The following is a 26,864-nucleotide window of genomic DNA, read 5'->3' as shown; positions in this document are numbered from 1 at the left end:
TATGGCCCGCTACTGATTCCGCGTGGCGCGAAGCAGCGTCTCCAGCGGGTACACCGCCGCAATCACCACTTCGTCCTGCACCTTCGCCGCGTTATCCAGCTCGCTCTGAATCGAGGCGATCTCTTTGTCATCCAGCGTGCCCTGACGCGCCACCAGGTCGGTGAGCCGCAGGCCAATCGACGCCAGCTTATCCACCTCCTGGATCACCGGCTTTATCGCCTTCAGCTGATAGCTGTTTTCGCTTAAGGCCAGCGCGTCGCTGGTGTTGCTCTGCCAGCGGTTAAAGACGTGGCGCAGGGCGTCGGCGCTTTCCGTGTCTTCCGCATCGCTCACCAGGCGGTCCGCCCACTTGTGCATCTGGCGCACGGTGGTGCTTTCGGCGTTCAGCGCATCCGCAAAGCGGTTGAGCGGCTCGAACTGATGGTAGTTTCCGGCCCGGAACTTCAGGTGCTGGCGGGTGTAATACTGAGCCGGTTCAATCGCCTGCGCGAGGACCTGCAGCGGCAGGGTGTCGGCATTACCGGCGAGGCGCGTGAACTGCACCTGCTGCTGGGTATGCTGCTGCAGCCCGACCGACACCGTCGACCAGCTGTCCATCGCCTGCAGGCGGGTGTACATGTTGTCGACGTCGTTGACGTCCTGCGCGGACCAGAGCCGCTCCGCCACCGCAAACGTACGCGGCCACAGGCGAATATCCAGCACCGGCGCCACCACGTTTTCCGCCCACAGCGCCGCTTCGCCGCCGAGCAGGTTGGACTGGTTCGCCACGTCCGGCACGACGGGCGGAACGCCTTTCGGCACGTCGTCCAGACGCGTGCCGCTAATCGGGTAGCGCGTATTCCCGACGAGGAAATAACCGGAGAGTTTGTCGTTATCAACGGTGACAACCGGGCGCGTTTCGCCCATCCAGGTATCGACGGTGAAGGTCACCTGATTGTCATCCCGCCATTCAATATCCTGCACCGCGCGGCGGGATTTCCCGGCAAAATCAATAAACCCGCGCCAGCCGGCATCCCCTTTCACCAGCGTGAAGCTCCCCTCCACCGGCTTGCCCTTCAGGCGCGGCATGGAGAAGGCCCAGCTCTGGGCGCTGTCGGTATCCGCTATCACGTCCACGCCGTTTAACCCCTGCGGGACGATCTCGTTGCGGTAGTGATAGGCGGTGGACTGGGGCTGGTCGAGATAAAAGCCGGTCGACAGAATGCCCTTGTAGCCGCTCTGCGCCACCTGCCCCAGCGCGTCCTGGCCCTGCCAGGACTGGATCAGAATGCTTTTCGGCAGATCGGGATGGTAGATCTCATCCCAGCCGACCATCTGGCGGTGATGCTTCTCAAGGATCGTTTCCAGCCTGCGGTTGAAGTACGCCTGCAGCGCGTGGCTGTCCGCCAGCCTGTTGTCGCGCATAAACTGCTGGATGGCCGGATTCGCTTTCCACTGGCTGTCGTCCACCTCGTCACCGCCGATGTGCAGATACGGATCGGGGAAGATCGCCGCCAGTTCGCTGACCATCGCGTCGGCAAAAGCGTAAGTAGCGTCTTTTGTGGGATCCAGCACCGGCTTCAGCACGCCCCAGTGGCGTTCCATGGCGTACGGCCCCGGCGCGCTCATTAGCTCCGGGTAGGCCACGGCAATCGCCGAGGCGTGGCCCGGCATGTCGATCTCCGGCACCACGCGAATACCGCGCTCGGCGGCGTAACGCACCACCTCGCGCATCTGCTCAGGCGTGTAGAACAGCCCGTCGCTGGCAAGCTGGGTTAATTTTGGATAACGCTTCGAGCTGAAGCGCCAGCCCTGGTCGTCGGTCAAATGCCAGTGCAGCACGTTGAGCTTCGCCGCGGCCATGCCGTCGATCTGGCGTTTGATATCCGGCAGCGGGAGAAAGTGGCGTGCCGAATCGAGCAGCAGCCCGCGCCACGGGAAGCGCGGTGAATCTTCAATGGTCACCCACGGGATCGAGGTGTTTTCCGCCCCGTTCTGCACTAGCTGGAGCAGGGTTTCCATGGCGCGCAAGGCACCGAAGCGGGTGTTGGCGGAGATGTTCACGCCGTTGGCGTCCACCGTGAGCTTATAGCTTTCATCGCTGTCCGGCAGCGGCTGCGGCTTCACCTTTTTAGCGATGGCGATGCGGATAGTTGGTTTGTCTGGCTTTTCAGCCTGAGGCTGCAGCGTCCAGCCGGTTTGCAGGGCGATGCGCTGGCGCAGTCGGTTGACGGCGTCACCGAGATCGTCCCCGCTGACGCTTACAGAAACGTTGTTGCTAAGCACCAGTGCGCCCTGGGTCGTCTGGCGTTCGACCTTCGCAGGCCAGGGCATTAAGGGGAGATCCCCTGCCGGGGCGGCAAAGGCAGAGGCGCCGAGCATCAGCCCGGCGGTTAAGAGACTGTACCGTAACATGAATGTTCCTTATCTGACGGGCCAAATAAAGGCAAAACATTCTGTTAACATGCGCTCATTTTGTCGTCAAGCGAATGCGCCGACGGAGATCACAGGTTGTTGAATTTGGGAGGAAAGCTATTGCCGGGTGGCGGCTTCGCCTTACCCGGCCTACGTTCGGATCGTAGGCCCGGTAAGCGCAGCGCCACCGGGCTTGCCGTTACTGCCACCCATACCGACGCGCATAGAACCCTTTCACCATCTGGGTCAGCACCATATAACCGGCGAGGATCGCCACCAGCCACGGGAAGTAGCTCAGCGGCAGCGCCTGCAGCTGCAGGTAGCTTGCCAGCGGTGAGAACGGCAGCGCGATGCCGAGCGCCATCACAATCCCCGTCATCACAATCAGCGGCCACGCGGCGCGGCTCTGGATAAACGGAATGCGGCGGGTGCGGATCATGTGCACAATCAGCGTCTGCGACAGCAGCCCGACCACGAACCAGCCGGACTGGAACAGCGTCTGATGTTCCGGGGTGTTGGCATGGAACACAAACCACATCAGGCAGAAGGTCAGGATGTCGAAGATGGAGCTGATCGGGCCAAAGAACAGCATAAAGCGCCCAAGATCTGCCGGGTTCCAGTGCTGCGGCTTCTGGATCTGCTCGTCGTCCACGTTATCAAACGGGATCGCCACCTGAGACACGTCATACATCAGGTTCTGGATCAGCAGGTGCAGCGGCAGCATCGGCAGGAACGGCAGAAACGCGCTCGCCACCAGCACGCTGAAGACGTTACCGAAGTTGGAGCTGGCGGTCATCTTGATGTACTTGAGCATATTGGCAAAGGTACGGCGCCCTTCGATCACGCCCTCCTCCAGCACCATCAGGCTCTTTTCCAGCAGAATGATATCCGCCGCTTCGCGGGCAATATCGACCGCCCCGTCTACGGAGATACCGATATCCGCCGCACGCAGGGCGGGCGCATCGTTGATGCCGTCGCCCATGAAGCCCACCACGTGCCCTTCTCGCTTAAGCAGGGTGACGATGCGCTCTTTGTGCATCGGCGTCAGGCGGGCAAACAGCGTGGTGCGCTGGGCCAGCTTCGCCAGTTCGTCATCAGAGAGATGTTCAATATCGCTCCCCACCACCACGTCGCCCGCGTCCAGCCCAACCTCGTGGCACACTTTGGCCGCCACCAGCTCGCTGTCGCCGGTGAGGATTTTCACGGTAATACCGCTCGCCTTCAGCGCCTTCAGCGCCGGGGCGGTGGTCTCTTTCGGCGGATCGAGGAAGGCGATGTAGCCCTCGAGGATCAGATCGGATTCGTCAATACGCTGGTAATCCCCCTCCCGCGCGGGCAGGAACTTGCTCGCCACCGCCACCACGCGCAGCCCCTGACGGTTGAGGTTGTCGGTGACGCGCTTGATGCGGCGCAGCATGGTGTCGTCCAGCGGCACGATGTCGCCGTTATAGCGTACCTGCGTCGACACGTTGAGGATCTCCTGCAGCGCCCCTTTGCAGATCAGCTGATGCACGTTCGGCTGCTCGCTCACCACCACCGACATACGGCGGCGCTCGAAGTCGAACGGGATCTCATCCACCTTCTGCCAGCGGCCGGAGAGCGTGCGGGCGGCCTCCTCGTCCACGCCTTCCAGCACGGCGACGTCGAGCAGGTTTTTCAGCCCGGTCTGGTAATGGCTGTTCAGCCACGCGCTGTGCAGCACGCGCTCGCTGGTTTTGCCGGAGATATCGGTGTGGTTCTCCAGCACGATTTTGTCCTGCGTCAGAGTGCCGGTTTTATCGGTGCAGAGAATGTCCATCGCGCCAAAGTTCTGAATGGCATCAAGGTGTTTGACGATCACCTTTTGTTTAGAGAGCTTCACCGCCCCGCGCGCCAGCGTAGAGGTCACAATCATCGGCAGCATTTCCGGCGTTAAGCCGACCGCCACGGAGAGCGCGAACAGCGCCGCCTCCCACCAGTCGCCTTTGGTGTAGCCGTTAATCAGCAGCACGATTGGCGTCATCACCATCATAAAGCGGATCAGCAGCATGCTGACGCGGCCAATCCCTTTCTGGAAGGCATTCGGCTCGCTCTCCTGCTCGCTGACGCGCCCGGCAAGCTGACCAAACCAGGTGTTTCCCCCGGTGGCGGTGACAATCGCCTGCGCGGTGCCGCTGACGACCGTGGTGCCCATAAAGCACAGGGTGTCGCACTCGAGCGGGTTCATCTGCTGCGGGTCGCGGCTGCGCGCCACCTTTTCAACGGGCAGGGATTCGCCGGTCAGGGAAGCCTGCGCCACAAACAGATCGCGCGCCTGGATGATGCGTAAATCCGCCGGGATCATGTCCCCCGCGGCCAGCTTCACCAGATCGCCCGGCACCAGCTGGTCGATAGGCAATTCCACCCAGGCGTTTTCGCCGAGATCGTTGATCACGCGCGAGACGGTCGCGGTGTTGCTGACCATCGCCTTCAGGGCGTCCGCCGCTTTGGTGGAGCGGGCCTCCTGAATAAAGTTCAGCAGCGTGGAGATGCCCACCATCAGGGCAATCACCCCTGCGGCAAACAGATCTTCCGTCGCGTAGGAGATGAGGCCAAGCACGGTCAGCAGCAGGTTGAACGGGTTGCGGTAGCAGAGCCACAGATGCACCCACCACGGAGAGGGCTTTTGCGCCGGAATGAGGTTATCGCCATGCACGGCGCGGATTTTTTCCACTTCTGCCGCGTTCAGCCCTTCCGGGTGCCCGCCAAAGGCGCGCCAGACTTCGTTTTCATCCATCGCCGCCACGTTCAGGCAGCGTTCGGTCAGGGACGCGGGGATCGCCGCCCCCGCTATGTTTTTGGCGTTTGGCAGCGGGTCGCGCTGAACAAGACGGTGTGGCAGGTGGCGGCTCAGCAGGGCCTGCAGCTGCCGGGTGATATTTTTAAACATCGTCATTCCTCCGCATCCGCAAAGGCGGACGCAGCATTTCCTTCAGGCGTGGCAAAGCCGTACCTGAGAGGCACTCAATTTTTCAAGCAGGAACGTTTGGGACGCTGCTGCCTCACATCACCGGTGAGTCAGCAGCAGGCTGGCTTACCGGAAAGAACGCATTCTCCCGTTCAGGAGAGGTGTGGGATCGGGATCCATGAAGCCTCCGGTAAGTAAAAAGTAGGGTGTCGCCGCGCAGTATAAGGATTTAAGCGTACCCTTTTTGATGATTCGGGCGGTATTATACCCCCCTGCAAATAAACCGAACGTAAACCAGATTTAGCCCATAGCGAAATCGCGCTATAGCATTAGGCTCAATTCATTACATTGTCGTTGTTACAGGGAATACAGCATGCAGAACCGCCTTACGATTAAAGACATCGCGCGTTTAAGCGGCGTGGGGAAATCGACCGTCTCACGCGTGCTGAACAACGAAAGCGGCGTCAGCGAACGCACCCGCGAGCGCGTTGAGGCGGTCATGAATCAGCACGGCTTTTCCCCTTCCCGCTCCGCGCGCGCCATGCGCGGGCAGAGTGACAAAGTGGTCGCCATCATTGTCTCGCGTCTGGATTCTCTGTCTGAAAACCTCGCCGTGCAGACCATGCTGCCCGCCTTCTATGAGCAGGGATATGACCCGATCATGATGGAGAGCCAGTTCTCGCCCCAGCTGGTGGAAGAGCATCTGGGGATGCTTCAGCGGCGCAACATTGACGGCGTGGTGCTGTTCGGCTTTACCGGCATCAAAGACGAGATGCTGAAACCCTGGCAGCCGTCGCTGGTGCTGCTGGCGCGCGATGCCCACGGTTTTGCCTCCGTCTGCTATGACGACGAGGGCGCGATTATCACCCTGATGCAGCGCCTGTTTGACGAAGGCCATAGCCACATCAGCTTCCTCGGCGTACCGCACGCGGACGTTACCACCGGCAAGCGACGCCATGAGGCCTATCTGGCGTTTTGCAAAAAGCACAACCTCTCCGCCGTGGCCTCCCTGCCGGGGCTGGGCATGAAGCAGGGCTACGAGCAGGTCGCCAGCGTCCTGACGCCGCAGACCACCGCGCTGGTGTGCGCCACGGATACGCTGGCGCTGGGCGCGAGTAAATATCTGCAGGAGCAGCGTATCGACGGTCTGCAGGTCGCGAGCGTCGGCAGCACGCCGCTGATGAAGTTTTTGCACCCGGAGATCATCACCGTCGATCCGGGCTACGCTGAGTCCGGCAGACAGGCCGCCGCGCAGCTGATCGAGCAGATCACCGGGCGCGCAGAGCCGCGTCAGATCGTTATTCCTGCCCACCTTTCATAACCCCCACCAATCGGTTTATTGTGATCTTCGCCCGATTTCGGGAACGTTCCCATTTTCGCCGTCACGCTGAAGGAGTAGGCTTGCGCTCAGGTCATTACACCCCCTCACCATCTGTCATGAGGTTTCATGATGAGTAAAGTCAAACAAGCAGATATCGATCAGCTGATCGTCCTGGTCGGCGGCCGCGAAAACATCGCAACCGTCAGCCATTGCATTACCCGCCTGCGCTTCGTGCTGAACGATCCGGCCAAAGCGAACCCGAAGGCGATTGAAGAGCTTTCCATGGTAAAAGGCTGCTTCACCAACGCCGGTCAGTTCCAGGTGGTGATTGGTACCGAAGTGGGCGATTACTATCAGGCTCTGCTGGCGACCACCGGGCACAGCGCGGCGGATAAAGAGCAGGCCAAGAAGGCTGCGCGCCAGAATATGAAGTGGCACGAGCAGCTGATTTCCCACTTCGCGGAGATCTTCTTCCCGCTGCTGCCGGCGCTGATCAGCGGAGGCCTGATTTTAGGCTTCCGTAACGTCATCGGCGACGTGCCGATGAGCGACGGCAAGACCCTGGCGCAGATGTACCCGGCGCTGAAAACCGTGTACGACTTCCTGTGGCTGATTGGCGAAGCGATCTTCTTCTATCTGCCGGTCGGGATTTGCTGGTCCGCAGTGCGCAAGATGGGCGGTACGCCGATCCTCGGTATTGTACTCGGCGTCACGCTGGTCTCTCCGCAGTTAATGAACGCTTACTTACTTGGTCAACAGGTGCCAGAGGTGTGGAACTTCGGCCTGTTTAGCATCGCCAAAGTGGGCTATCAGGCGCAGGTCATTCCGGCCCTGCTGGCGGGCCTGGCGCTGGGCTTTATTGAAACCCGACTGAAACGCATCGTGCCGGATTATCTCTATCTGGTGGTGGTGCCGGTCTGCTCGCTGATTCTGGCGGTCTTCCTGGCGCATGCCTTTATCGGTCCGTTTGGCCGCATGATTGGCGACGGCGTGGCCTTCGCGGTGCGTCACCTTATGACCGGCAGCTTCGCCCCGATTGGCGCCGCGCTGTTTGGCTTCCTGTACGCCCCGCTGGTGATCACCGGCGTGCACCAGACCACGCTGGCCATTGATATGCAGATGATCCAGAGCCTCGGCGGCACGCCGGTCTGGCCGATTATCGCCCTGTCTAACATTGCCCAAGCGTCCGCGGTGACCGGCATCATTATCGTCAGCCGCAAGCACAACGAACGCGAGATCTCCGTTCCGGCGGCCATCTCCGCCTACCTCGGCGTCACCGAACCGGCAATGTACGGTATCAACCTGAAATACCGCTTCCCGATGCTCTGCGCGATGATCGGTTCCGGTCTGGCAGGCCTGGTGTGTGGACTGAACGGCGTGATGGCGAACGGGATTGGCGTCGGCGGCCTGCCGGGCATCCTCTCCATCCAGCCCGCTTACTGGCAGGTGTTTGCCCTGGCAATGGCCATCGCCATCATCGTCCCAATGGCGCTGACCACCGTGGTTTACCAGCGTAAGTTCCGTCAGGGCTCGCTGCAGATTGTTTAACTTCATCTTTCGGGGCGCAGTTGCGCCCCTTCGCATTTGCAGGAACGCATTATGAATACCCTTCCTCACTGGTGGCAGAACGGCGTCATCTACCAGATTTACCCAAAGAGTTTCCAGGACACCACCGGCAGCGGCACCGGCGATTTACGCGGCGTGACGCAGCGTCTGGACTATCTGAAAACCCTCGGCATTGACGCCATCTGGCTGACGCCGTTTTATATCTCTCCGCAGGTGGACAACGGCTACGACGTGGCGAACTACACCGCCATCGATCCGGCCTACGGCACGCTGGATGATTTCGACGAGCTGGTCGCTGAGGCGCACGCGCGCGGCATTCGCATCGTGCTGGATATGGTGTTTAACCACACCTCAACCCAGCACGCCTGGTTCCGCGAGTCGCTGAACAAAGCGAGCCCGTACCGCCAGTTCTACATCTGGCGAGACGGCACGCCGGAGCAGCTTCCCAACAACTGGCGCTCCAAGTTTGGCGGCAACGCCTGGCGCTGGCACGCGGAGAGCGAGCAGTATTACCTGCACCTGTTCGCGCCAGAGCAGGCGGACCTCAACTGGGAAAACCCGGCGGTGCGCGCCGAGCTGAAAAAGGTGTGCGAGTTCTGGGCCGATCGCGGCGTGGACGGCCTGCGTCTGGACGTCATTAACCTGATTTCAAAAGATCAGGATTTCCCTGACGACAACATCGGCGACGGTCGCCGCTTCTATACCGACGGGCCGCGCATCCACGAATATCTCCAGGAGATGAGCCGCGACGTCTTTACGCCGCGCAACCTGATGACGGTGGGCGAGATGTCCTCGACCTCGCTGGAGAACTGCCAGCAGTATGCGTCTCTCGACGGGCGCGAGCTGTCGATGACCTTTAACTTCCATCATCTGAAGGTGGACTACCCGGGCGGCGAAAAGTGGACGCTGGCGAAGCCGGACTTCGTGGCGCTAAAAACCCTCTTCCGCCACTGGCAGCAGGGGATGCACAACAAAGCCTGGAATGCGCTGTTCTGGTGTAACCACGATCAGCCGCGCATCGTGTCGCGCTTTGGTGATGAAGGCGAACACCGCGTAGCGGCGGCGAAGATGCTCGGCATGGTGCTGCACGGGATGCAGGGCACGCCGTATATCTATCAGGGTGAAGAGCTTGGCATGACCAACCCGCACTTCAGCCGCATCACCGACTATCGCGACGTGGAAAGTCTAAACATGTTCGCCGAACTGCGCGCCAGCGGCCGCGAGCCGGATGAATTACTGGCGATTCTGGCGAGCAAGTCCCGCGACAACGGGCGAACCCCAATGCAGTGGGACGCGTCGCACAATGCGGGCTTTACCGAGGGCGAGCCGTGGATTGGGGTCTGCGATAACTACGAAACCGTGAACGCCCGCGCGGCGCTGGACGATGCGGATTCGGTGTTCTACACCTACCAGTCGCTGATTCGCCTGCGCAAAACCCTGCCGGTGCTGACGTGGGGGGATTATGAGGATCTCCTGCCGGAACACCCTTCCCTGTGGTGCTATCGCCGCCAGTGGCAGGGGCAGACGCTGATGGTGGTGGCGAACCTGAGTCGGGAACGCCAGCAGTGGCAGCCGGACCCGGTACAGGGCGCCTGGCGGGTCGCTCTCGGCAACTATGATGACGTTCCCTCCCGCCCCAATGCGCGGCTATTGCGCCCGTTTGAAGCCATCTGGTGGGTGCAGGAATAAATACCAGGAGATACAGCATGCTGTATCTCCTTTTTTATGTTTAGCGATACGCTAAATGTACGACGATAACTTTTACATCACGCTGTGCCCAAAATAAAAATAGCCCTGCCAATTAAATAACCTCGGCAGGATATGATGAAAAAGACAATTATTAAAGCAACGTGTATTAGCGCATTATTATTAAGCACGCAGGGATGGTGCGGAAATACATCCGTCGACCTTCGATTTGGTCATAATACGCGCTCAGACGTAAATGATTCACGTATTAAGGTCATGCATCAGGCAAATAACGGTTTTTACTTCTCCATTGAAGCCGCACAAAACCACAACGATACCTTTTTTGGTGATACCGACCGATATAATCCCGATGACAAAGGGTTAACGGAAGCAGCACAGGAGATTGAAACGCGCTGGCGCTTCGATCTGGGTAATGGCTTCGCCGTTGCGCCTGGCATGGTGACGGTTTTCACCGCCAGCAATACCCATTACCGCCCCTTCATTCAGGGCTGGAAAGCGTTCGATAACGGTCTGAACCTCTCCGCCCGTTACCGATATAACACCGTCAATGACGCACACAGCGACAAAGAAGTAGACGGCAGCGGCTACACCCGCCGCCAGTCACACCAGTTCGACATTTGGTTCGCGTATAACATTGGCAAATTCGGTATGTCCTACAACCCGCGCTTCCGCTGGCAGGATGATGTCGATCAGGGAACCGGGGATGACACCTACTGGGAGCATACCGTTGCGTTCAACTACAAGCTCGACGATGGCTGGACGCCTTACGTCGAGCTGGTTTCACTGGATAAAACCTACATCACTGCCGATGGCAGTCATGAAAATGATTATGCCGTACGTCTGGGGATAGTGAAGCAACTCTGACGGTCTGACTACACCGTATCGTGCTGCAGCAGCCTGCAGCCGATACGGTCCACGGCGCTTAACAGTTCAAGTTGCCCTTCCCGCTGATACAGCGATACCGCGTTAATGTCGATCGGTAACGGCCAGCATAGCGATGAGATCGCCGCCAGTGTCGATCCCTCGCGGGTAATCGCAATAATCTTTAACCCTTTGCGCAACGCGTTACGCGCCATTTCAATCAGCGACTGCGTCTCCCCAGATTTACTGATCAGCACCAGCGTCCCCTTCGATACCCGTGTCAGCTGGTGCATATCATTCAAAATAAGGTGCGGCAGGCTCGCCAGCGATAAAAAGCGCGACAGGTAATTGAGGCTGGTGAGCGAGGCTCCCCGTGCGTACAGATAGATATGGCTGGAATGGGTAAGCAACCCGGACACCTCCGCCACAATATCGTCCGCCTGCGGCCCTACGTCAGGCTCTACGGGTGCGGGTGTAAAATGATCGCGCAAAAAACGATACCGAAGCTCGGTATAACTTTTATAGCCCATTTTTTTACACACACGATTAACGGAAGTTGTCGTCGTAAAGGTATCACGGGCAATCTCTTTTGCCGATATATTAGAAATATTACATGCGTGATGCTGAATGTATTCAAATATCAAACGTTCACTTCCCTGGAATGAATTCATAAATTACGCCCTGTTTAATCCCGGCATGATACTAACACAACGGGAAAATAGTCTCTGGAAGACGCTTCACACATTGCATTTACGCGTATCACGATACGTAATTAGTATTAGCAAACATTAAAAACCGGTTTAGGTTCTCTTTATACTTTCCCTGTTTTCACATCCAGGGAATTATGACAATGACGAAACAAAAAGTTGTCGCGGTGACGGCCTGCCCGACAGGCATTGCGCACACCTTTATGGCGGCGAATAAAATTACTACATGGGCTAAAGAGCACAATATCGAGGTAAAGGTCGAAACGCAGGGCAGCGACGGCGTTAAAAACCGCTTAACGAAACAGGATATCGCCTCCGCCACAGCCATTATACTGGCAACCGACGTTCCCATTCAGGATGCCGAGCGCTTTGAAAACGTTCCCCACCTTCAGACCCGCACGCAAGAGCTGATTAAGCATACCGATCGCTATCTACGTCAGGCGCTGGCCATGGAAAAAAACGTCACCTCCACTACCGTCGAAGACGAAGACGATCTTCCGCGTTCGGCTTACCAGACTTTTATCGGCCATATCATGGCGGCCATCAGCTATATGCTGCCAGTGGTGGTCATGGGCGGGCTGATGATGGCAACGGCCAAAATCACCGGCCAGTTTATTAACATCGACCACTCGCCGTTCAGCGTGCTGGATAAAGTGGGCTTTATGACCATTAAGTTCATGTATCCTGTTTTCGCCATGTATCTGGCATTTTCCGTTGCGGGTAAACCGGCGCTGATCCCCGGGCTTATCGGCGGCATCATGTCAGACGAGGTCTACAAGCGCTTCTTCGATATCGAAGGCTTTATGCCGTCCGGCTTCTTTGGCGCGATTGGCATCGGCTTCTTTGTAGGCTATCTGGTGCGCTGGCTGAATGATTCCATTCACGTCCGCCAGCAGCTCACCACCATTAAGACCATGCTGATCGTCCCGCTGATCACCGGCATTACGCTGGTGATGGTCATGGAATACCTGATCAACCCGATTTTTGGCTCGCTTAACCAGCTGATGGTGGTCTTTTTTACCTCGGCAGGTGACACCGGGCGCGGATTCTATTCCGCGATGATCGCCGCGGGCACCGCGTTCGACCTGGGCGGTCCGGTCAACAAGGCGGCAGGCTCGGTCGCGCTCGGCCTGAATGGCATGAGCGAAACGTTTGATCTCACCGCCCGCGAACTCTCCATCGTGATCCCCTCTATTGGCGTCGGCTTTGCGGCGTTTCTCAACGGCCGCTTTGGACTACCGGATGTCTTCAGCCGGGAAGAGAAAACCGTCGGGAGTACCTCGTTGCTGCTGGGCGTGATTGGGATTTCCGAAGGCGCGATCCCGTTCATCCTGAAAAACCCACGTCTGATCCCGGTGTTCATGACCGGTGCCGTTGCCGGCGCGCTAATCGCCATTGCACTTGGCGTGAAGCAGACGCTGCCTCTGCCTGCCATCTGGGGCTGGCCGCTGGCAACCAATGTGGTGGGCTACCTGGCGAGCGTCTTTATTGGCGCACTGATTTGCGCCCTGGGCGTGCTCTATGTCAGCCCAAAGAACGCCAGGTAAGGGGAACGTCATGAATCAGATCCACGTCATTGCCCATACGCACTGGGATCAGGAGTGGTATTTCACCCGTCAGGACAGCATGGTGCTGGCATCCTATAACTTTGCGGATGTCATCGACACGCTGGAGCGGGACCCCGCTTACAGCTGTTATCACCTTGACGGACAGATGGCGGTAGTGGAGGACTTTCTCGCCATCAATCCCGATTATCGCGCCAGGCTGGAAACCCTCGTCAAAGAGAAAAGAATCTTTGTGGGGCCATGGTATACCCAGACGGACACCTACAACGTGCATGGCGAATCCATTATTCGCAATCTCAAGTACGGCATTTTCGCCGCCCGTGCGCTGGGGCATGCTATGCAGGTCGGGTACCTTCCGGACACCTTTGGCCACAATGCTCAGATGCCCACCATTTTGCAGGGCTGCAATATCGACAATATCGTCTTCTGGCGCGGTATCGATCACGACATACAAGCGAAAAGCAGCCAGTTCCTCTGGCGCGCGCCGTCTGGGGCGACCGTTATCGCCTGCGCGATGGCATTCGGTTATGGCGCAGCTAAAAACATGCGTTCAGACGCGAGCCATCTGCAGGGTAAAATCTTCCCGATGGTCAATCTTCTGCGTTTACGGGCCGGGATAAACGACCTGCTCCTGCCCTGCGGCGGCGATCAGGTCTGCATCGACCCGGCGCTGCCGAAAATTCTGCAGGTCGCCAGCGCACGCTCTCCCGATGGGGATCGATACGTTATCAGTTCGCTGGAGCGCTACGTCGACATTCTGCGCGCGCAGCGTGAACAGTTTGAAGGCTGGGAAGGGGAGCTGAAATCGCCGCGCTACACCCGCATCCATAAAACGATCGGCTCCGTGCGCTACGACATCAAAAAGAAAAATGATGAGGTGGAGCAGTTCATCCTGCGGCAGTTGGAGCCGACAATCGCTATGGCTCGCCATCAGGGGATTGCGGTCAACCTCTCTGTGGTCGATACGCTCTGGAAGAAGCTGTTGCGAAGCCATGCCCACGACTCTATCGGCGGCTGTAATAGCGATACCACCAACCGCGACATACTGCATCGGCTGGAGCAAACCGAACAGCTGTGCCACAGCCTGTGGAACCTGGTGGTAAAAACCCTGGCCGCCGCCTGCGCTCAGGAAAATGACCTGCTGATTTTCAACCCGCTGGGCACCCCAACGCAGCGCGTAGTGATAACCACCCTGTATAGCCGTGCTGATAATATCGCCCTGACATATCAGGGGCAGCCCATCTCTTTCGACGTCCTGAAAAGAGACATTCTGCCCGGCGGAACGGCGATCTCCCTTAGCGCTGAAGGCGAATGTGAAACGCCCCTTCCTCCCTATTATCGCTGGCACGTTGCTGTGAAGACACCGGTTCTGCCGCCGGTCGGCTATCTCAGCGTTAACGTTAACGATGACCCGGCGCCTTTCCAGCAGCAGGAACAGACAAAGGGCAGCGAGATAGAGAATGCGCATTATCGATTAACGCTGGACGCCGGAACGCTCACCCTGCACGACAAACGCAGCGGCAGATGCATTCCCTCTTTCTTTACTCTCGAAGACTGCGCGGATGCGGGCGACAGCTACGATTTCTCACCGCTTGCGGGCGACACGCCGACGCGGTGCGACCAGTTCACGCTCGTCGACTGCCTGAAAACGCCGCTTGTCGAAAAGCTGATCGTGGAAGCCACCCTGCTTCTTCCGCCGGATCTCGCAGACCGTCAAGAAAATGCCCGAACGCCGTTATCCCTTCGTCTGGCGTGTGAATTACGCGATCACGATCCGAACCTGTATGTGGACAGCTCGCTGGAAAACAGCCACTGCGATCACCGGCTACGTTTGCTGATTAACAGCGATATTCACACCCGCCACGCAATCGCCTCGCAGCCCTTCGCGATAATCGAGCGCGAAACGGGGTGTCACGCTGAAGAGTGGCAGGAACACTATCGCGAAATGCCCGTGGATATCGAAACCAGCGAGGGAATCATCGCTGTCGCACAAGCGGGCAAAGCGCTGGTGGTGAATAGCCGCGGCATGAAGGAGTTTCAGATAATCGGCGACGCACCGGCTACGGTTGCCCTGACGCTGTTTAAATCAACGGGCGTGCTGGGACGCAGCGATCTCGACTGGCGACCGGGCCGGGCATCCGGCATCAATAATACGGTGGTCGAGACCCCCGATGCCCAGTTGCTGAAACCGTTGCGCTTCTCCTTCACCGTCGCGCTGGCCGATAGCGCCGATCATCTCACGCTTCGCCAGCTGGAAAATCAGACAGCGGGACAGCCCTTCACCTATCAACGGCAAACGCTGCACACGCTCGATCACCGTCTTGAGCGCTTTTCGTTGCGTCTGCCCGACCGCAGGCTTCCGGCAGAATTCTCATTATTGTACCTGCCGGAGCCGCTCATCCTCTCTGCCTTGCCCCATGCGCAGCAGTCGCAGGGTACGGTCGTTCGCGTGTTTAACGCCGGCACGGAGCCCGTTCCCGTCCCGGCAAGCCTGGAGGGGTTTCGTCAGATCAACTATCTGGAAGAGCCGGTGCAGCCGGTAACGGCTATTCCCCCTTTCACGACCTGCGATTTTTTAATGGAGGCTTAATATGAACCTGCTTGCATTGACGCATCCCGATCTGGTTTTTATCAACCCGCCGCACCGTTCGCCTGAAGCGCTAATACGCTGGCTCGCCGAACCGCTCGCCAGGCAAAAAATCATCAGTGATGAAGAAACGTTCATCCAGAGCGTGTTACAACGCGAAAGTGAAGGTCCTACCGCGCTGGGTGAAGCGCTCGCCGTCCCGCACGGTAAAACCGAGGCGGTGCAGCAGGCGGCTTTTTGTCTGGCCCTCTTCGATGACCCGATACGCTGGCCGGGGCTGGACGGTGATGAAGAGGTGAGAATGGTTTTCCTGCTCGCCATTCCGCCTGCGGAAGCAGGGAGTACCCATATGCAGCTGCTGACGACGCTGACCTGTTTATTGACGGAAGATCGGGTGCGTGAGCGACTGCTGGCGGCGCGCACCCGGGAAGAGGCGATGTCCGCGCTGAGTGCTGAAGAACCACAAAAACAGGACGATGCTCCTGAACGCTCCTTTCTCATCCCGGCGGTGCTGGGCAGTATCGCAACCGCAGCCTTTTTGCAGGCGGGACTGAGCTGGATCTGCGGGGGGAGTTAAATGAACAGCGCTTAGCACACACCGTGCTGAGCGCTTGTTTTTGTTGAATAATCAATCAGATTTTTCTCGCCCGCCTTTACAATCGCTGAAGCGCCCGTCGTTTGTACTCTCGTCTTTTTACTTTGTTCTGCATCAAATAAATCGCAAACATGTTTGATGCAAATCACTATATGTAGCACTTAAAATGCACGCCGACCCAACATCTTGTATTTATCGTCTACTATTCCAACAACAAGACGGCGCTTACGCTGGCCGGAATTGTGGATAACACGAGCTGGGAACGCGGGAAGTCTTTGGCCTGGCGGGAAATGCGTCCGGTGAATACTTCTCCACCTCTGTGGATAACCTGTTTTTAAAAATGGAGTGATCATGACACCGCATGTGATGAAACGTGATGGCTGTAAAGTGCCGTTTAAATCAGAGCGCATCCAGGAAGCCATTCTGCGTGCAGCTAAAGCAGCGGGAGTCGATGACGCAGATTACTGCGCCACCGTCGCAGAAGTCGTTAGCAGCCAGATGACTGAACGCAGCCAGGTTGATATCAACGAGATCCAGACCGCGGTTGAGAACCAGCTCATGGCAGGGCCCTACAAGCAGCTGGCGCGCGCCTATATTGAGTACCGCCACGATCGCGACGTGCAGCGCGAGAAGCGCGGCCGTCTGAACCAGGAGATCCGTGGCCTGGTGGAGCAGACCAACTCCGCCCTGCTCAATGAAAACGCCAATAAAGACAGTAAAGTGATCCCCACCCAGCGCGACCTGCTGGCCGGTATCGTTGCCAAACACTATGCCCGTCAGCATCTGCTGCCGCGCGACGTGGTCTCGGCGCACGAGCGCGGCGAGATCCACTACCACGATCTCGACTATTCGCCATTCTTCCCGATGTTCAACTGCATGCTGATCGATCTGAAAGGCATGCTGACCCACGGCTTTAAAATGGGTAACGCGGAGATTGAACCGCCTAAGTCGATCTCCACGGCTACCGCGGTCACGGCGCAGATTATCGCCCAGGTCGCCAGCCATATTTACGGCGGCACCACCATTAACCGCATTGACGAAGTGCTGGCCCCGTTCGTGACGGCGAGCTTCAACAAGCACCGGAAAACCGCCGAAGAGTGGCAGATTCCGGACGCGGACGGCTATGCGCATTCCCGTACCGAGAAAGAGTGCTACGACGCCTTCCAGTCGCTGGAATATGAGGTGAACACGCTGCACACCGCCAACGGCCAGACGCCGTTTGTAACCTTCGGCTTTGGGCTGGGCACCAGCTGGGAATCACGCCTGATCCAGCAGTCGATCCTGCGCAACCGTATTTCCGGCCTCGGCAAAAACCGTAAAACCGCCGTGTTCCCGAAACTGGTGTTCGCGATTCGCGACGGCCTGAACCACAAGTTTGGCGATCCGAACTACGACATCAAACAGCTGGCGCTGGAGTGCGCGAGCAAGCGCATGTACCCGGACATCCTGAACTACGATCAGGTCGTCAAAGTCACCGGTTCGTTTAAAACGCCAATGGGCTGCCGTAGCTTCCTCGGCGTGTACGAGGATGAAAACGGCGAGCAGATCCACGACGGGCGTAACAACCTGGGCGTGATCAGCCTCAACCTGCCGCGCATCGCGCTGGAGGCAAAAGGTAATGAAGCTGAATTCTGGAAACTGCTGGATGAGCGCCTGCAGCTGGCGCGTAAGGCGCTGATGACCCGCATTGCGCGCCTCGAAGGGGTCAAAGCCCGCGTGGCGCCGATCCTCTATATGGAAGGGGCCTGCGGCGTGCGCCTGAAGGCGGACGATGACGTATCCGAGATCTTCAAAAACGGCCGCGCGTCGATTTCGCTGGGCTATATCGGCATTCACGAAACCATCAACGCCCTGTTTGGCGACACGCACATGTACGACAGCGAAGCCCTGCGTGAGAAAGGCATCGCCATCGTTCAGCGCCTGCGCGACGCGGTAGACCAGTGGAAAGAGGAAACCGGCTACGGTTTCAGCCTGTACAGCACCCCAAGCGAGAACCTGTGCGACCGCTTCTGCCGCCTGGACACCGCCGAGTTCGGGATTGTGGAAGGCGTGACCGATAAAGGATACTACACCAACAGCTTCCACCTCGACGTCGAGAAAAAGGTAAACCCGTACGACAAGATCGACTTCGAAGCGGCCTATCCGCCGATCGCCAGCGGCGGCTTCATCTGCTACGGCGAGTACCCGAACATTCAGCACAACCTGAAGGCGCTGGAGGACGTGTGGGACTATAGCTACCAGCACGTGCCGTATTACGGGACCAACACGCCAATTGATGAGTGTTACGAGTGCGGCTTCACCGGTGAGTTTGAATGTACCAGTAAAGGCTTCACCTGCCCGAAATGCGGCAACCACGATGCGGCTCGCGTCTCCGTGACCCGTCGCGTATGCGGCTATCTCGGCAGCCCGGACGCCCGTCCGTTTAACGCCGGCAAGCAGGAAGAGGTGAAGCGCCGCGTGAAGCATCTGGGAAATGGGCAGATCGGTTAATCCGCTGCCACGTTAATGCCCGGTGGCGCTGCGCTTACCGGGCCTACGGACCGCTCTCTTTTGTAGGCCGGGTAAGCGCAGCGCCACCCGGCGTGGTTATTCACAATGAACTATCACCAGTACTACCCTGTCGACATCGTCAACGGCCCCGGCACCCGCTGCACCCTGTTTGTTTCAGGCTGCGTCCACGAATGCCCCGGCTGCTACAACAAAAGCACCTGGCGACTCAATTCCGGCATGCCGTTCACCGCGGAGATGGAAGATAAAATCATCAACGACCTGAACGACACGCGCATCAAACGCCAGGGGATCTCGCTCTCCGGCGGCGATCCCCTGCACCCGCAAAACGTGCCGGATATGTTGAAGCTGGTGGAGCGCATTCGCGCAGAATGTCCGGGAAAAGATATCTGGGTCTGGACGGGCTACAAGCTGGATGAACTGAATGCGCAGCAGATGGAAGTCGTGGATCTGATTAACGTGCTGGTCGACGGCAAGTTCATGCAGGATTTAAAAGACCCGGCGCTCATCTGGCGCGGCAGCAGCAACCAGGTTGTACATCATCTGCGTTGATCAAAGGCGGATATTATCCATCCGCCCTTATCTCAAAAACGACTCAAACTCTCCATCGCCACCGCCTTAAACCCGGCGAAATCCTCGCAGCTACAGAGCCGTGACATCGCCCGCTCGCGCAGGAAAGTGACGAAAATATCGTAAATCGCCATCGCCTCTTCGTACTCGCTTTTGCTGATGGCGAGCAGGAAGATAACGTGCGCGGTTTCGTCGCCCCACTGCACGCCGTGCGGGGCGAGCACGGTGTAGACCACCGTTTTCTGCGCCAGCAGGCCGAGGGAGTGCGGCAGCGCGATGCCGTCGCCGAGCATGGTGCTGACAATAGCTTCACGCTCAACAACCGAATCCAGAAACTCCGCGCCGACAAAGCCTTCGGCCTCAAGCTGTTCACACAGCTCGCGGAAGAGCGTCTGCTGATCGATAGGCTTGCCGATAATGCGGAAATGGGCCGCGTCGAAGTATTTATCCAGCATCCACGGGCGGGTGCGGTCCACCAGCACCAGCTTGCCAATCTGCTCTAACTGGTAGTCGGTCGGGAACGGGGCGATCATCACCACCGGTTTCGACTTTTCGCTGACGCGGGCGGTCGCGATCACAAAGTCTTCGCTAATGGTTTCTGCCAGCTCGTACTCGCGCAGGGTGAGCGTGCGCGTCACCTCAATCTGCGGGTATTTACGCTGCAGTACCGCCTCAATCATGCGGACCATGGCATTACCGGCGTCGCATACCAGCAGCACGCGCGGCTGACGCTGGTAGCCGATGTTGTAGTGGCGCTCAAGCCCGACGCCAATATGCAGCACCAGGAAGCCAATCTCGTTTTCGCTGATCACATACGGCGTGTATTTGCCCCAGCTCGACACCGCGGCCAGCGTCATGTCCCACGCCATCGGGTAGTGCTGCTTGATGTTATCCAGCAGCGGATTGGGGATCATGATTTGATACCGCACGCGGGTGATCATGGTTTTGATGTGCGTGAGCAGGTCCGCATGCAGCTGCGCGTCGCTGAGCAGGTTGTAGTTATAGTGAGTGTTGATATACCGCAGGATGTAGTTGACCAGCGCCTCGTCGTCGTCAGCGTTAATGGCGCTGGGCGCGATCTCCTGAATCTGCCGCGCCGCAATGTGCACGCACAGCCAGCTCTCCTCCGACGGCGAAAGCGCCTTGCCCGCCAGCTGCTGGATGGTCACCGCGATATCCTTCGCCGCCTCGCGCACGTTCTCTTCCACGTCTTCGGCATGGAATTCCGGCAGCGGGTAACCTTCGCTGATGCGACGTACCGATACCGCGCAGTACAGGCGCAGGAACAGCTCGCCTTCATCGGTCAGGCGAATGTGGTGACGGGTCAAGGCGTCGTGCAGCACCGGCACCATCTGCTCCGCCACGCCCGCATTCAGCGCCACGTCGGTTACCAGCGGGTTCAGGCTGTCCTGCTGCGCCAGCTCCCAGAGCAGATCGGTCAGGCAGGCGCGGGTCGACATCTCGCTGCCAAACAGCTTCATGCCGTGGCGCGGACGGGTTTCCAGCGTCAGGTTGTAGCGATGAAACCACTCGCGCACCTCCGCCATATCGCTTTGCAGCGTGGCGCGGCTGACGAACCACTCGTCCGCCAGATCCTCCAGCTTAAGCGAAAACGCAGAGGTCAGAAAACGCACCACCAGATAATGCACGCGCTCCGGCCCGGTCCGCGGGATACGCAGCGCGCGCGGGTGGGATGCCTGAAGCTGCTGATAGCGCTCGGCATCCTCAATTTTGAGCTGGTAGCCGTTGCCCCGGCTCAGGATGAACTGCGCGCCGTGGCTGGCCAGCAGCGCGTTCAGGGCGGTGATGTCCGCACGGACGGTTCGCGTGGAGACCGACAGCCGCTGCGCCAGCTCGTCCTGCGGCAGCGTCTCGTTTTGCAACAGGTCGAAAAGTTGCGCCAAACGTTGGTTCGGAAATCGCACGTCGTTGTCCTCTTACGGCTTAAGGTGAAATGACCATCTGGGATGGGCTGCCGACCGGGGTATAGTCCGGTTCGAAGGTTAATTTCCCGTCCGGCGCCACGCGGAAACGGGTAATGTTGTCGCTGCGCTGGTTCATGACGTACAGCCAGCGCCCCTGTTTATCGAGCGTCAGGGTGCGCGGGTAGTCACCGCGCGTCCACACATCGTCCTGATGCGTCAGCGTGCCCTCCGCCGTTACGGTAAAGTGGCCGATGCTGTTATGCAAACGGTTAGCCACATACAGCTGCTTACCGTCGGCGCTTAATGCGAGCCCGGCAGCAAAGCTGGTGCCTTTGTAACCTTCCGGCAGAGCAGAAACCGTTTTACCCTCTTTCAGGGTGCCGTTGGTATTCACGGTATACCGGGTGAGCGTAGACGCCTCTTCGTTAATCAGCCACAGGGCATCGCCCTTCGGCGTAAAGACAAAGTGGCGCGGCCCGGCGCCTTTCGAGGAGGCGCTGATAAACGGCGGATCGTTCGGCGTCAGCTTTCCTGTCCGATCGTCAAAGCGATATTGGTAGATGCGATCCAGCCCAAGATCGGTGGAAAACACGTATTTCCCGCTCGGATCGGCGGCGATCATATGCGCATGGGGGCCGTTATGATCGCTGATCGCGAAACTGCCCTCGACGGCAGCTTCCGGCTTCGCCGCGCCCGGTTCGCCTTGATCCTGATGTGTGTCCGTGGCGTCACCCAGGCTGCCGTCTGCGTTAACGGGTAAAACGGCAATGGAGCCGCTGACGTAGTTCGCCACCAGCAGATGCTGGCCGTTCGGCGTCAGGGAGAGATACACCGGCCCGGCACCGCCGGAGGCCACCTGACTGAGCTCGCTCAGCTCACCGTTATCGCCGACGCGCAGCGCCTGCACCACGCCCTGCTCCACTTCGCTTGCCAGATACAGCGTTTTGCCGTCCTGTGAAAGGGTCAACTGCGCCGCATTCGGCAGTTTGCTTACCCGCGTTTTATCGTTCAGCGCGCCGGTTTGCGGGTTAACAGTAAAACGGTACAGCCCTTCACCGTTTGGATTATAGGTACCCACCCAGGCGTATTGCGTCTGGGCGACAGCGGCGGTGGCGAACATTGAGAGTGAAGCGACAAGCAAGGTACGGGTGTGCATGGTGGCTCCTGTATAGGTGTGAGTTCTACTTCACCAGCTTCTTCGTCATCGCCAGCAGGGTACGCACATCTTCCGGACGCGTATCGCCGCTGGCTTTGTCGATAATCGAGCTGTAGATATGCGGGATGATTTTGCTCACGCCCGCGTCGAGGGCGATCTGCAGGATCGCCTCATAGTTTTCCAGATCGATACCTCCGGTCGGCTCCAGCCAGAAGTCGTGACGGGCGCAGGCTTCCGCTACCGCTTTGTACTCGTCACGGCACTTCAGGCCGCCCATCGGGAAGTATTTGATAGAGCTGCCGCCGAAATCTTTCAGCAGAGCAATCGCCGTTTCCACCGGCACAATGCCGTCCGGCGCCGCGCTGCTCAACGGGCCGGTGGAGATTTTCACCATCCCGACGGTACCGGTCGGAGAGACCAGACCGTTGACCACGGAGTCGTTCTGCCCCAGCAGCGCGCGGCTGGTGGCCACGCCGGTAAAGACCTGGTTAACGTGCTGCGGCTGCACCTGGCGGGAGATTTCACTCACCATCGCCGACTGGTTCGGATCGCCCGCGCCCAGGCCAACGGAGAGCGCGTTATCAATCAGCTTCGCGTATTCGCGCATATCGGCAACGGCGCTCGCCACGTCCGGGTAATTTTTGGAGAGCACGCCCACCAGCACGTGGCCTTCCGCCGCCTCGTAGATGGCGCTGGCGTTGGCCTTTGAGCCAGCCAGCACGTTCAGACAGACGCGGTCACGGTAAAAGTTGGGGGTCAGTTTCATGCGTTTTTCTCCTGTCCTAATACTTCACTAATGCGGCGGTACACAATGTTCAGCTGGTCAGCATTCACGCTGCGCACGTCCGCCTCGATAATCCCTTCGTTGGCCTTGTAGCCACGGAAGTAAATGGCGTACTCGCCCTGCTTGAGCTTCGCCACCAGGTCCCCCGTGCCGAGGCCGGTGGTGGCTTCGTCAAACTTAATCTCGGTGCGGGCGATGTCGCGTCCGGCGCTGTCCCAGACCACGCGCGCGGTCACACCGTTCAGGGTGTTGAGCGCCTCGATAAACGGCGTCATTTTCGCCACCATCTCGGCACCGCTCTCTTTGGTGGCCGTCAGATAGTGTTCGATGGCGCAGGTCAGGCCAAGAATGCCCTCTTTACCCACCTTCATGGCGCGGCCAATCCCCGCCGTCTGGCGCTTCACCCACTCAACGTACTGGGTCTTGCCGATCACCAGCCCGCTGGTTGGGCCTTCGATCGCCTTCGCACCGCTGTAGATCACCAGGTCCGCGCCGGCGCGGTAGTACACGTGCAGATCTTCTTCCGCCGCGGCATCGACGATGAGCGGCAAGTCGTGTTTACGTGCGACAACCGCCGCCTGCTCGACGCTGAGCATGCTTTTCTGCACGCAGTGGTGAGATTTGATGTACATGATCGCCGCCGTGCGCGGGGTAATCGCCGCCGCCAGCTGATCGGCGGAACATTCGTTGGCGTAACCCGCTTCCACCAGCCTGCCGCCGCCAAGCGCCACCATGGTGCCCACCGGCGCGCCAAAGTTCACGTTGTGCCCTTTCGGCAGGACGATCTCGTTGTTCTCAATCGGGGTCACGTGCAGGTTTTCCAGCAGCCAGTCGCTGTCTTTCACCAGCACCGCGGCCACGGACTGGGCAATGCCCGCCGACGCGCAGGAGACCACCGTCGCCCCTTCCACGTCCAGCAGCTTCGCGATGTATTCTCCGGTTTTATTGACCAGATCCTTCATCTCGAAATAGTGATTCATGCCGTCCATCGCCGCCTGTACCACCTCCGGACGCGGCGTGGAGACGCCCAGCGCCGTCATGCGGCCAGAGGTGTTGATAACCTGCTTTAAGCGGTACTTCTCATAAATCGAAGGCATGTTCCGTGCTCCCTTGTTCAGTCATGTAGCCCTTGCCCGCGCGGATCGCGGCAAGCGGCACCAGTATGTGTTCAGCCTGTAGGCTGTCGTTTTCGGCATCCGTCAGCACCGTCGGCTGACGTTTAAGGGTGAACAGCGTCAGGTCGGCATCGAGACCCGGCTGAATGCGGCCTTTGCGCGTCAGGCGCAGGCCGTCGGCGGCGTTCGCCGTGACGCAGTCAATCACCTGCGGCAATGACATGCCGATGGCGAGGAATTTCGACATCACGCTTGCCAGCGAGCCCACCGGGCCGTTGATGCGGTTGCGGCAGTAGATGTCCGAGCTGATGGTGTGCGGCAGAATGCCCATCGCGATGGCGCGTTTCGCCACCTCAAAGCTGAAGCTTGCCGTGCCGTGGCCGACGTCCAGACGCACGCCGCGCTTCAGCGCAGACGTAATGGAGGCGCGCAATTCGCCGGAGGGCGTCAGAATGCGATTAGGCTTGCCGTTGTAGCAGTGGGTGATGATGTCGCCAGAGCTCAGCAGCTCGGCAATTTCGTCGAGGTTCGGCGGGTTGTTGCCAATGTGCACCATCAGCGGCAGGTCGCCGTTCTCTTTCTGAATGGCTTTGGCGCGCGCCAGCGGCGTGATGCCGTTGTCACCGACCACGCTGCTGCTCATGCGCGCCTTCAGGCCGACGATAAAATCAGGATGGCGTTTCACCGCCTCTTTCACCGCGTCGGCGTCAATATTGGCCATGTTGGCCAGCTCGTTCTGGGCAATCAGCCCCACGCGGGAGATGTTCAGCAGGGCAAAGACCTCGGTGGAGGCCTTGCGGGTAATCGCGTAGAAATCGTCCACGTCGTCGGCCCCGGTGCTGCCCGCGTCTACCACGGTGGTCACGCCGGTGGCAACGCCCACGCTGTCCGGTTCGTCGTGGTAAATCGGGGAGTTCGGATAGCAGTGTACGTGGGAGTCAATCCAGCCTGCGCTGACGAACACGTCACCGTTTAGCTCCACCGTTTTGCGGGCGGGAGCGTCTATGTCGCCCGTCGCGGCGATCTTCCCGTCCTGAATGGCGATATCGGTCAGGGTATCGTCGGCGAGGCGCGCACGGCGCAGGAGTAAATCAAACATGAGGATCTCCTGAAAAGGCAGGCGCCGGAGCGCCCGCGGGTATTAAAGGGCAACCGGGAACAGCCAGCCCAGAATCATTGCGCCGAGGATAGCGCCACCGGTAATGGGCTTCTGCCAGATGTAGAACAGCAGCGCACCCAGCAGAGAACCCACGCCAATCGGAATGGAGGCGGTCATGGCGCTGAGGATAATCAACGGTCCGAGGAAGCGGCCGGAAGCGTTGCCCGCGCCCATCATCACGTCTGCGCCGTAGGTGGAGTTGCTCTGGTTGATGGTGAACTTACGCGCCAGGATGATGACGTAGCCAATCGCAAGGCCAATCACCAGGCCGGTGATCAGCGCGGCAATGAAGTTGGTCACCGGGAACATGATCCCCGCGCCCAGCAGCAGCGCCGGAACCCCGAGGCCCACGCCGGTCTGGATCGCCCCGCCGATGTCGAGAATACCGACCAGCGAGCCTTCGATAATACGGGCGAACAGGAAGCTCGCGCCGAACGCCGCCACCGCGCCGTAAACGCCGGTGTCAATTCCCGCTTTCAGCATCGCCACGAAGGCCACTTCGTTAAACGCGCCGATGCCGTAGAGGTAGTACATGTGCGTCCCGGCAAACACGCCGGAGGAGAGCAGGCCAACGAAGATCGGGAACGACCAGTCGGCATACCAAAAACCTTTATTCTGTTCCATTTAGAGGCTCCTGTTATTTACCGCTGAGCGAGTTGTGGATCATGTCGAGCCAGTTGGGCACGGTCAGATGGAAGGATTCGATCATCTTCATGTCGAAGCCGCGGAAGAAGCCGCTCAGCACGAACAGCAGAACGATCGCCGCCATCATCACTTTGGTGACGTGGTTCCAGCCGCTCTCTTCCACGCCTTTACCGATCAGGATCCCCAGCACCAGGCCCGGTACGGCGTTGCCCATAATCAGCTGCGCCGCGCCGCCAAAGATGGTGGCCCAGAAGCCCGATTTTTTACCCGCATCGATGGCCGCCAGCCAGAAGATCACCGGCATCACGGTGTTGACCAGCAGGTTCGCGGCAGGCACCAGCACCTTCACGGCGGTGACCTGAAGCGCAGCGGGCACGGAGGAGGCAGTCAGGTTAAGGAAGGTCACGACGATCATGCCGATCACGCCGCAGGCAATCGCCATTTTGCGCGGATCGTGCAGCGTTTCGCCGACGTTACGGTTTTTGATCATCAGCGCGGCCGCACCCCAGTTCGGGATGATGCGGTGGTCAACGTCCTGTGTGAAAGCCCCTGCGGCCACGGAAGAGGCCCAAGCGTTAAAGAAGAAGCCTAACCCAAAGGAGAAGTGGGACGCCGGATCCCCTTCGCAGGAGTTCAGTTCCCCCAACGTACGAAACGCGCCCATACCCTGAGTGGTAGGCGCATGAAACATGCGTGCAGCCCCGGCCCCGACACCGACGCCTACCAGGCCGCCGATGATGAGCGATTTTATTAATATAATTAAGAACATCAGT

The 26,864-nt window shown here is 58.9% G+C and carries 19 protein-coding genes; 9 read left to right on the top strand and 10 right to left on the bottom strand.

Annotation, left to right across the window (positions count from 1 at the left end):
* Nucleotides 1-9: 9 nt before the first annotated feature.
* Both AA74_RS0106775 and mgtA read right to left on the bottom strand, forming a co-directional pair.
* Nucleotides 10-2,394 (bottom strand): beta-N-acetylhexosaminidase, encoded by a 2,385-nt coding sequence (locus AA74_RS0106775; protein ID WP_025911998.1) that lies wholly within the window; start codon nucleotides 2,392-2,394, stop codon nucleotides 10-12.
* Between the two features lie 199 nt (nucleotides 2,395-2,593).
* On the bottom strand, nucleotides 2,594-5,302 hold the full coding sequence (gene mgtA, locus AA74_RS0106770; RefSeq protein WP_025911996.1) for a magnesium-translocating P-type ATPase: 2,709 nt from the start codon (nucleotides 5,300-5,302) through the stop codon (nucleotides 2,594-2,596).
* 391 nt (nucleotides 5,303-5,693) lie between these two features.
* Here mgtA and treR point away from each other — a divergent pair, with 391 nt between their 5' ends.
* From treR to AA74_RS0106750, 4 genes are all read left to right on the top strand, one after another.
* Complete coding sequence (gene treR / locus AA74_RS0106765; RefSeq protein WP_025911994.1) at nucleotides 5,694-6,641, top strand: trehalose operon repressor TreR; 948 nt, start codon at nucleotides 5,694-5,696, stop codon at nucleotides 6,639-6,641.
* Nucleotides 6,642-6,770: 129 nt separating this feature from the next.
* Nucleotides 6,771-8,189, top strand: a complete 1,419-nt coding sequence (gene treB, locus AA74_RS0106760; protein WP_008501395.1) for a PTS trehalose transporter subunit IIBC — start codon at nucleotides 6,771-6,773, stop codon at nucleotides 8,187-8,189.
* A 51-nt stretch (nucleotides 8,190-8,240) separates the two neighbouring features.
* Entirely contained in the window at nucleotides 8,241-9,896 is a 1,656-nt protein-coding gene (gene treC / locus AA74_RS0106755) for an alpha,alpha-phosphotrehalase (protein ID WP_025911992.1), read from the top strand.
* A gap of 135 nt (nucleotides 9,897-10,031) precedes the next feature.
* A complete protein-coding gene (locus AA74_RS0106750) occupies nucleotides 10,032-10,778 on the top strand; it encodes an oligogalacturonate-specific porin KdgM family protein (protein WP_025911991.1) in 747 nt (248 codons plus the stop codon).
* Between the two features lie 8 nt (nucleotides 10,779-10,786).
* On the opposite strand, the gene AA74_RS0106745 is transcribed toward AA74_RS0106750, so the two are convergent.
* Nucleotides 10,787-11,446 (bottom strand): MurR/RpiR family transcriptional regulator, encoded by a 660-nt coding sequence (locus AA74_RS0106745; RefSeq protein ID WP_023293418.1) that lies wholly within the window; start codon nucleotides 11,444-11,446, stop codon nucleotides 10,787-10,789.
* Nucleotides 11,447-11,625: 179 nt separating this feature from the next.
* Between AA74_RS0106745 and AA74_RS0106740 the strand changes: the two genes are divergently transcribed.
* The 5 genes from AA74_RS0106740 to nrdG all read left to right on the top strand — a co-directional run bounded on the left by AA74_RS0106740 (nucleotide 11,626) and on the right by nrdG (nucleotide 19,289).
* Nucleotides 11,626-13,029, top strand: coding sequence for a PTS fructose transporter subunit IIC (locus AA74_RS0106740; RefSeq protein WP_025911989.1), 1,404 nt, complete (start codon nucleotides 11,626-11,628; stop codon nucleotides 13,027-13,029).
* 10 nt (nucleotides 13,030-13,039) lie between these two features.
* Nucleotides 13,040-15,637 carry a glycoside hydrolase family 38 C-terminal domain-containing protein gene (locus AA74_RS0106735; protein WP_025911987.1) on the top strand — a complete coding sequence of 866 codons (2,598 nt, stop codon included), beginning with the start codon at nucleotides 13,040-13,042 and terminating at the stop codon, nucleotides 15,635-15,637.
* Nucleotide 15,638: 1 nt separating this feature from the next.
* Nucleotides 15,639-16,211 carry a fructose PTS transporter subunit IIA gene (locus tag AA74_RS0106730; RefSeq protein ID WP_023293421.1) on the top strand — a complete coding sequence of 191 codons (573 nt, stop codon included), beginning with the start codon at nucleotides 15,639-15,641 and terminating at the stop codon, nucleotides 16,209-16,211.
* A gap of 369 nt (nucleotides 16,212-16,580) precedes the next feature.
* Nucleotides 16,581-18,719: an anaerobic ribonucleoside-triphosphate reductase gene (gene nrdD, locus AA74_RS0106725; protein ID WP_023293422.1), complete on the top strand. Its 2,139-nt coding sequence runs from the start codon at nucleotides 16,581-16,583 to the stop codon at nucleotides 18,717-18,719.
* Between the two features lie 105 nt (nucleotides 18,720-18,824).
* Nucleotides 18,825-19,289, top strand: a complete 465-nt coding sequence (gene nrdG, locus AA74_RS0106720; protein ID WP_008501398.1) for an anaerobic ribonucleoside-triphosphate reductase-activating protein — start codon at nucleotides 18,825-18,827, stop codon at nucleotides 19,287-19,289.
* A gap of 32 nt (nucleotides 19,290-19,321) precedes the next feature.
* Here the strand turns inward: nrdG and AA74_RS0106715 are convergent, their stop codons facing one another.
* From AA74_RS0106715 to AA74_RS0106685, 7 genes are read right to left on the bottom strand one after another with little or no spacing between them, the layout of a single operon-like run.
* Nucleotides 19,322-21,232: a transcription antiterminator gene (locus AA74_RS0106715; protein ID WP_025911982.1), complete on the bottom strand. Its 1,911-nt coding sequence runs from the start codon at nucleotides 21,230-21,232 to the stop codon at nucleotides 19,322-19,324.
* 19 nt (nucleotides 21,233-21,251) lie between these two features.
* Nucleotides 21,252-22,388, bottom strand: a complete 1,137-nt coding sequence (locus tag AA74_RS0106710) for a lactonase family protein (protein WP_025911980.1) — start codon at nucleotides 22,386-22,388, stop codon at nucleotides 21,252-21,254.
* 25 nt (nucleotides 22,389-22,413) lie between these two features.
* Complete coding sequence (locus tag AA74_RS0106705) at nucleotides 22,414-23,154, bottom strand: KDGP aldolase family protein (protein WP_025911978.1); 741 nt, start codon at nucleotides 23,152-23,154, stop codon at nucleotides 22,414-22,416.
* The gene (locus tag AA74_RS0106700) at nucleotides 23,151-24,269 is read right to left on the bottom strand and encodes a DgaE family pyridoxal phosphate-dependent ammonia lyase (protein ID WP_025911976.1); all 1,119 of its coding nucleotides are present in this window, start codon (nucleotides 24,267-24,269) and stop codon (nucleotides 23,151-23,153) included. The genes AA74_RS0106705 and AA74_RS0106700 overlap by 4 nt, the downstream gene beginning before the upstream one ends.
* Nucleotides 24,253-25,386, bottom strand: a complete 1,134-nt coding sequence (locus tag AA74_RS0106695; RefSeq protein ID WP_025911974.1) for an amidohydrolase/deacetylase family metallohydrolase — start codon at nucleotides 25,384-25,386, stop codon at nucleotides 24,253-24,255. The genes AA74_RS0106700 and AA74_RS0106695 overlap by 17 nt, the downstream gene beginning before the upstream one ends.
* A 42-nt stretch (nucleotides 25,387-25,428) precedes the next feature.
* Nucleotides 25,429-26,070, bottom strand: a complete 642-nt coding sequence (locus AA74_RS0106690) for a DUF4310 family protein (RefSeq protein ID WP_008501407.1) — start codon at nucleotides 26,068-26,070, stop codon at nucleotides 25,429-25,431.
* Between the two features lie 13 nt (nucleotides 26,071-26,083).
* Nucleotides 26,084-26,860, bottom strand: a complete 777-nt coding sequence (locus AA74_RS0106685) for a DUF4311 domain-containing protein (RefSeq protein ID WP_008501408.1) — start codon at nucleotides 26,858-26,860, stop codon at nucleotides 26,084-26,086.
* Between the last annotated feature and the right edge of the window lie 4 nt (nucleotides 26,861-26,864).

This window comes from Enterobacter sp. 5-4 (assembly GCF_000612205.1).
Lineage (GTDB): Bacteria > Pseudomonadota > Gammaproteobacteria > Enterobacterales > Enterobacteriaceae > Enterobacter > Enterobacter roggenkampii.
This window is presented reverse-complemented; position numbering and strand designations above follow the sequence as displayed.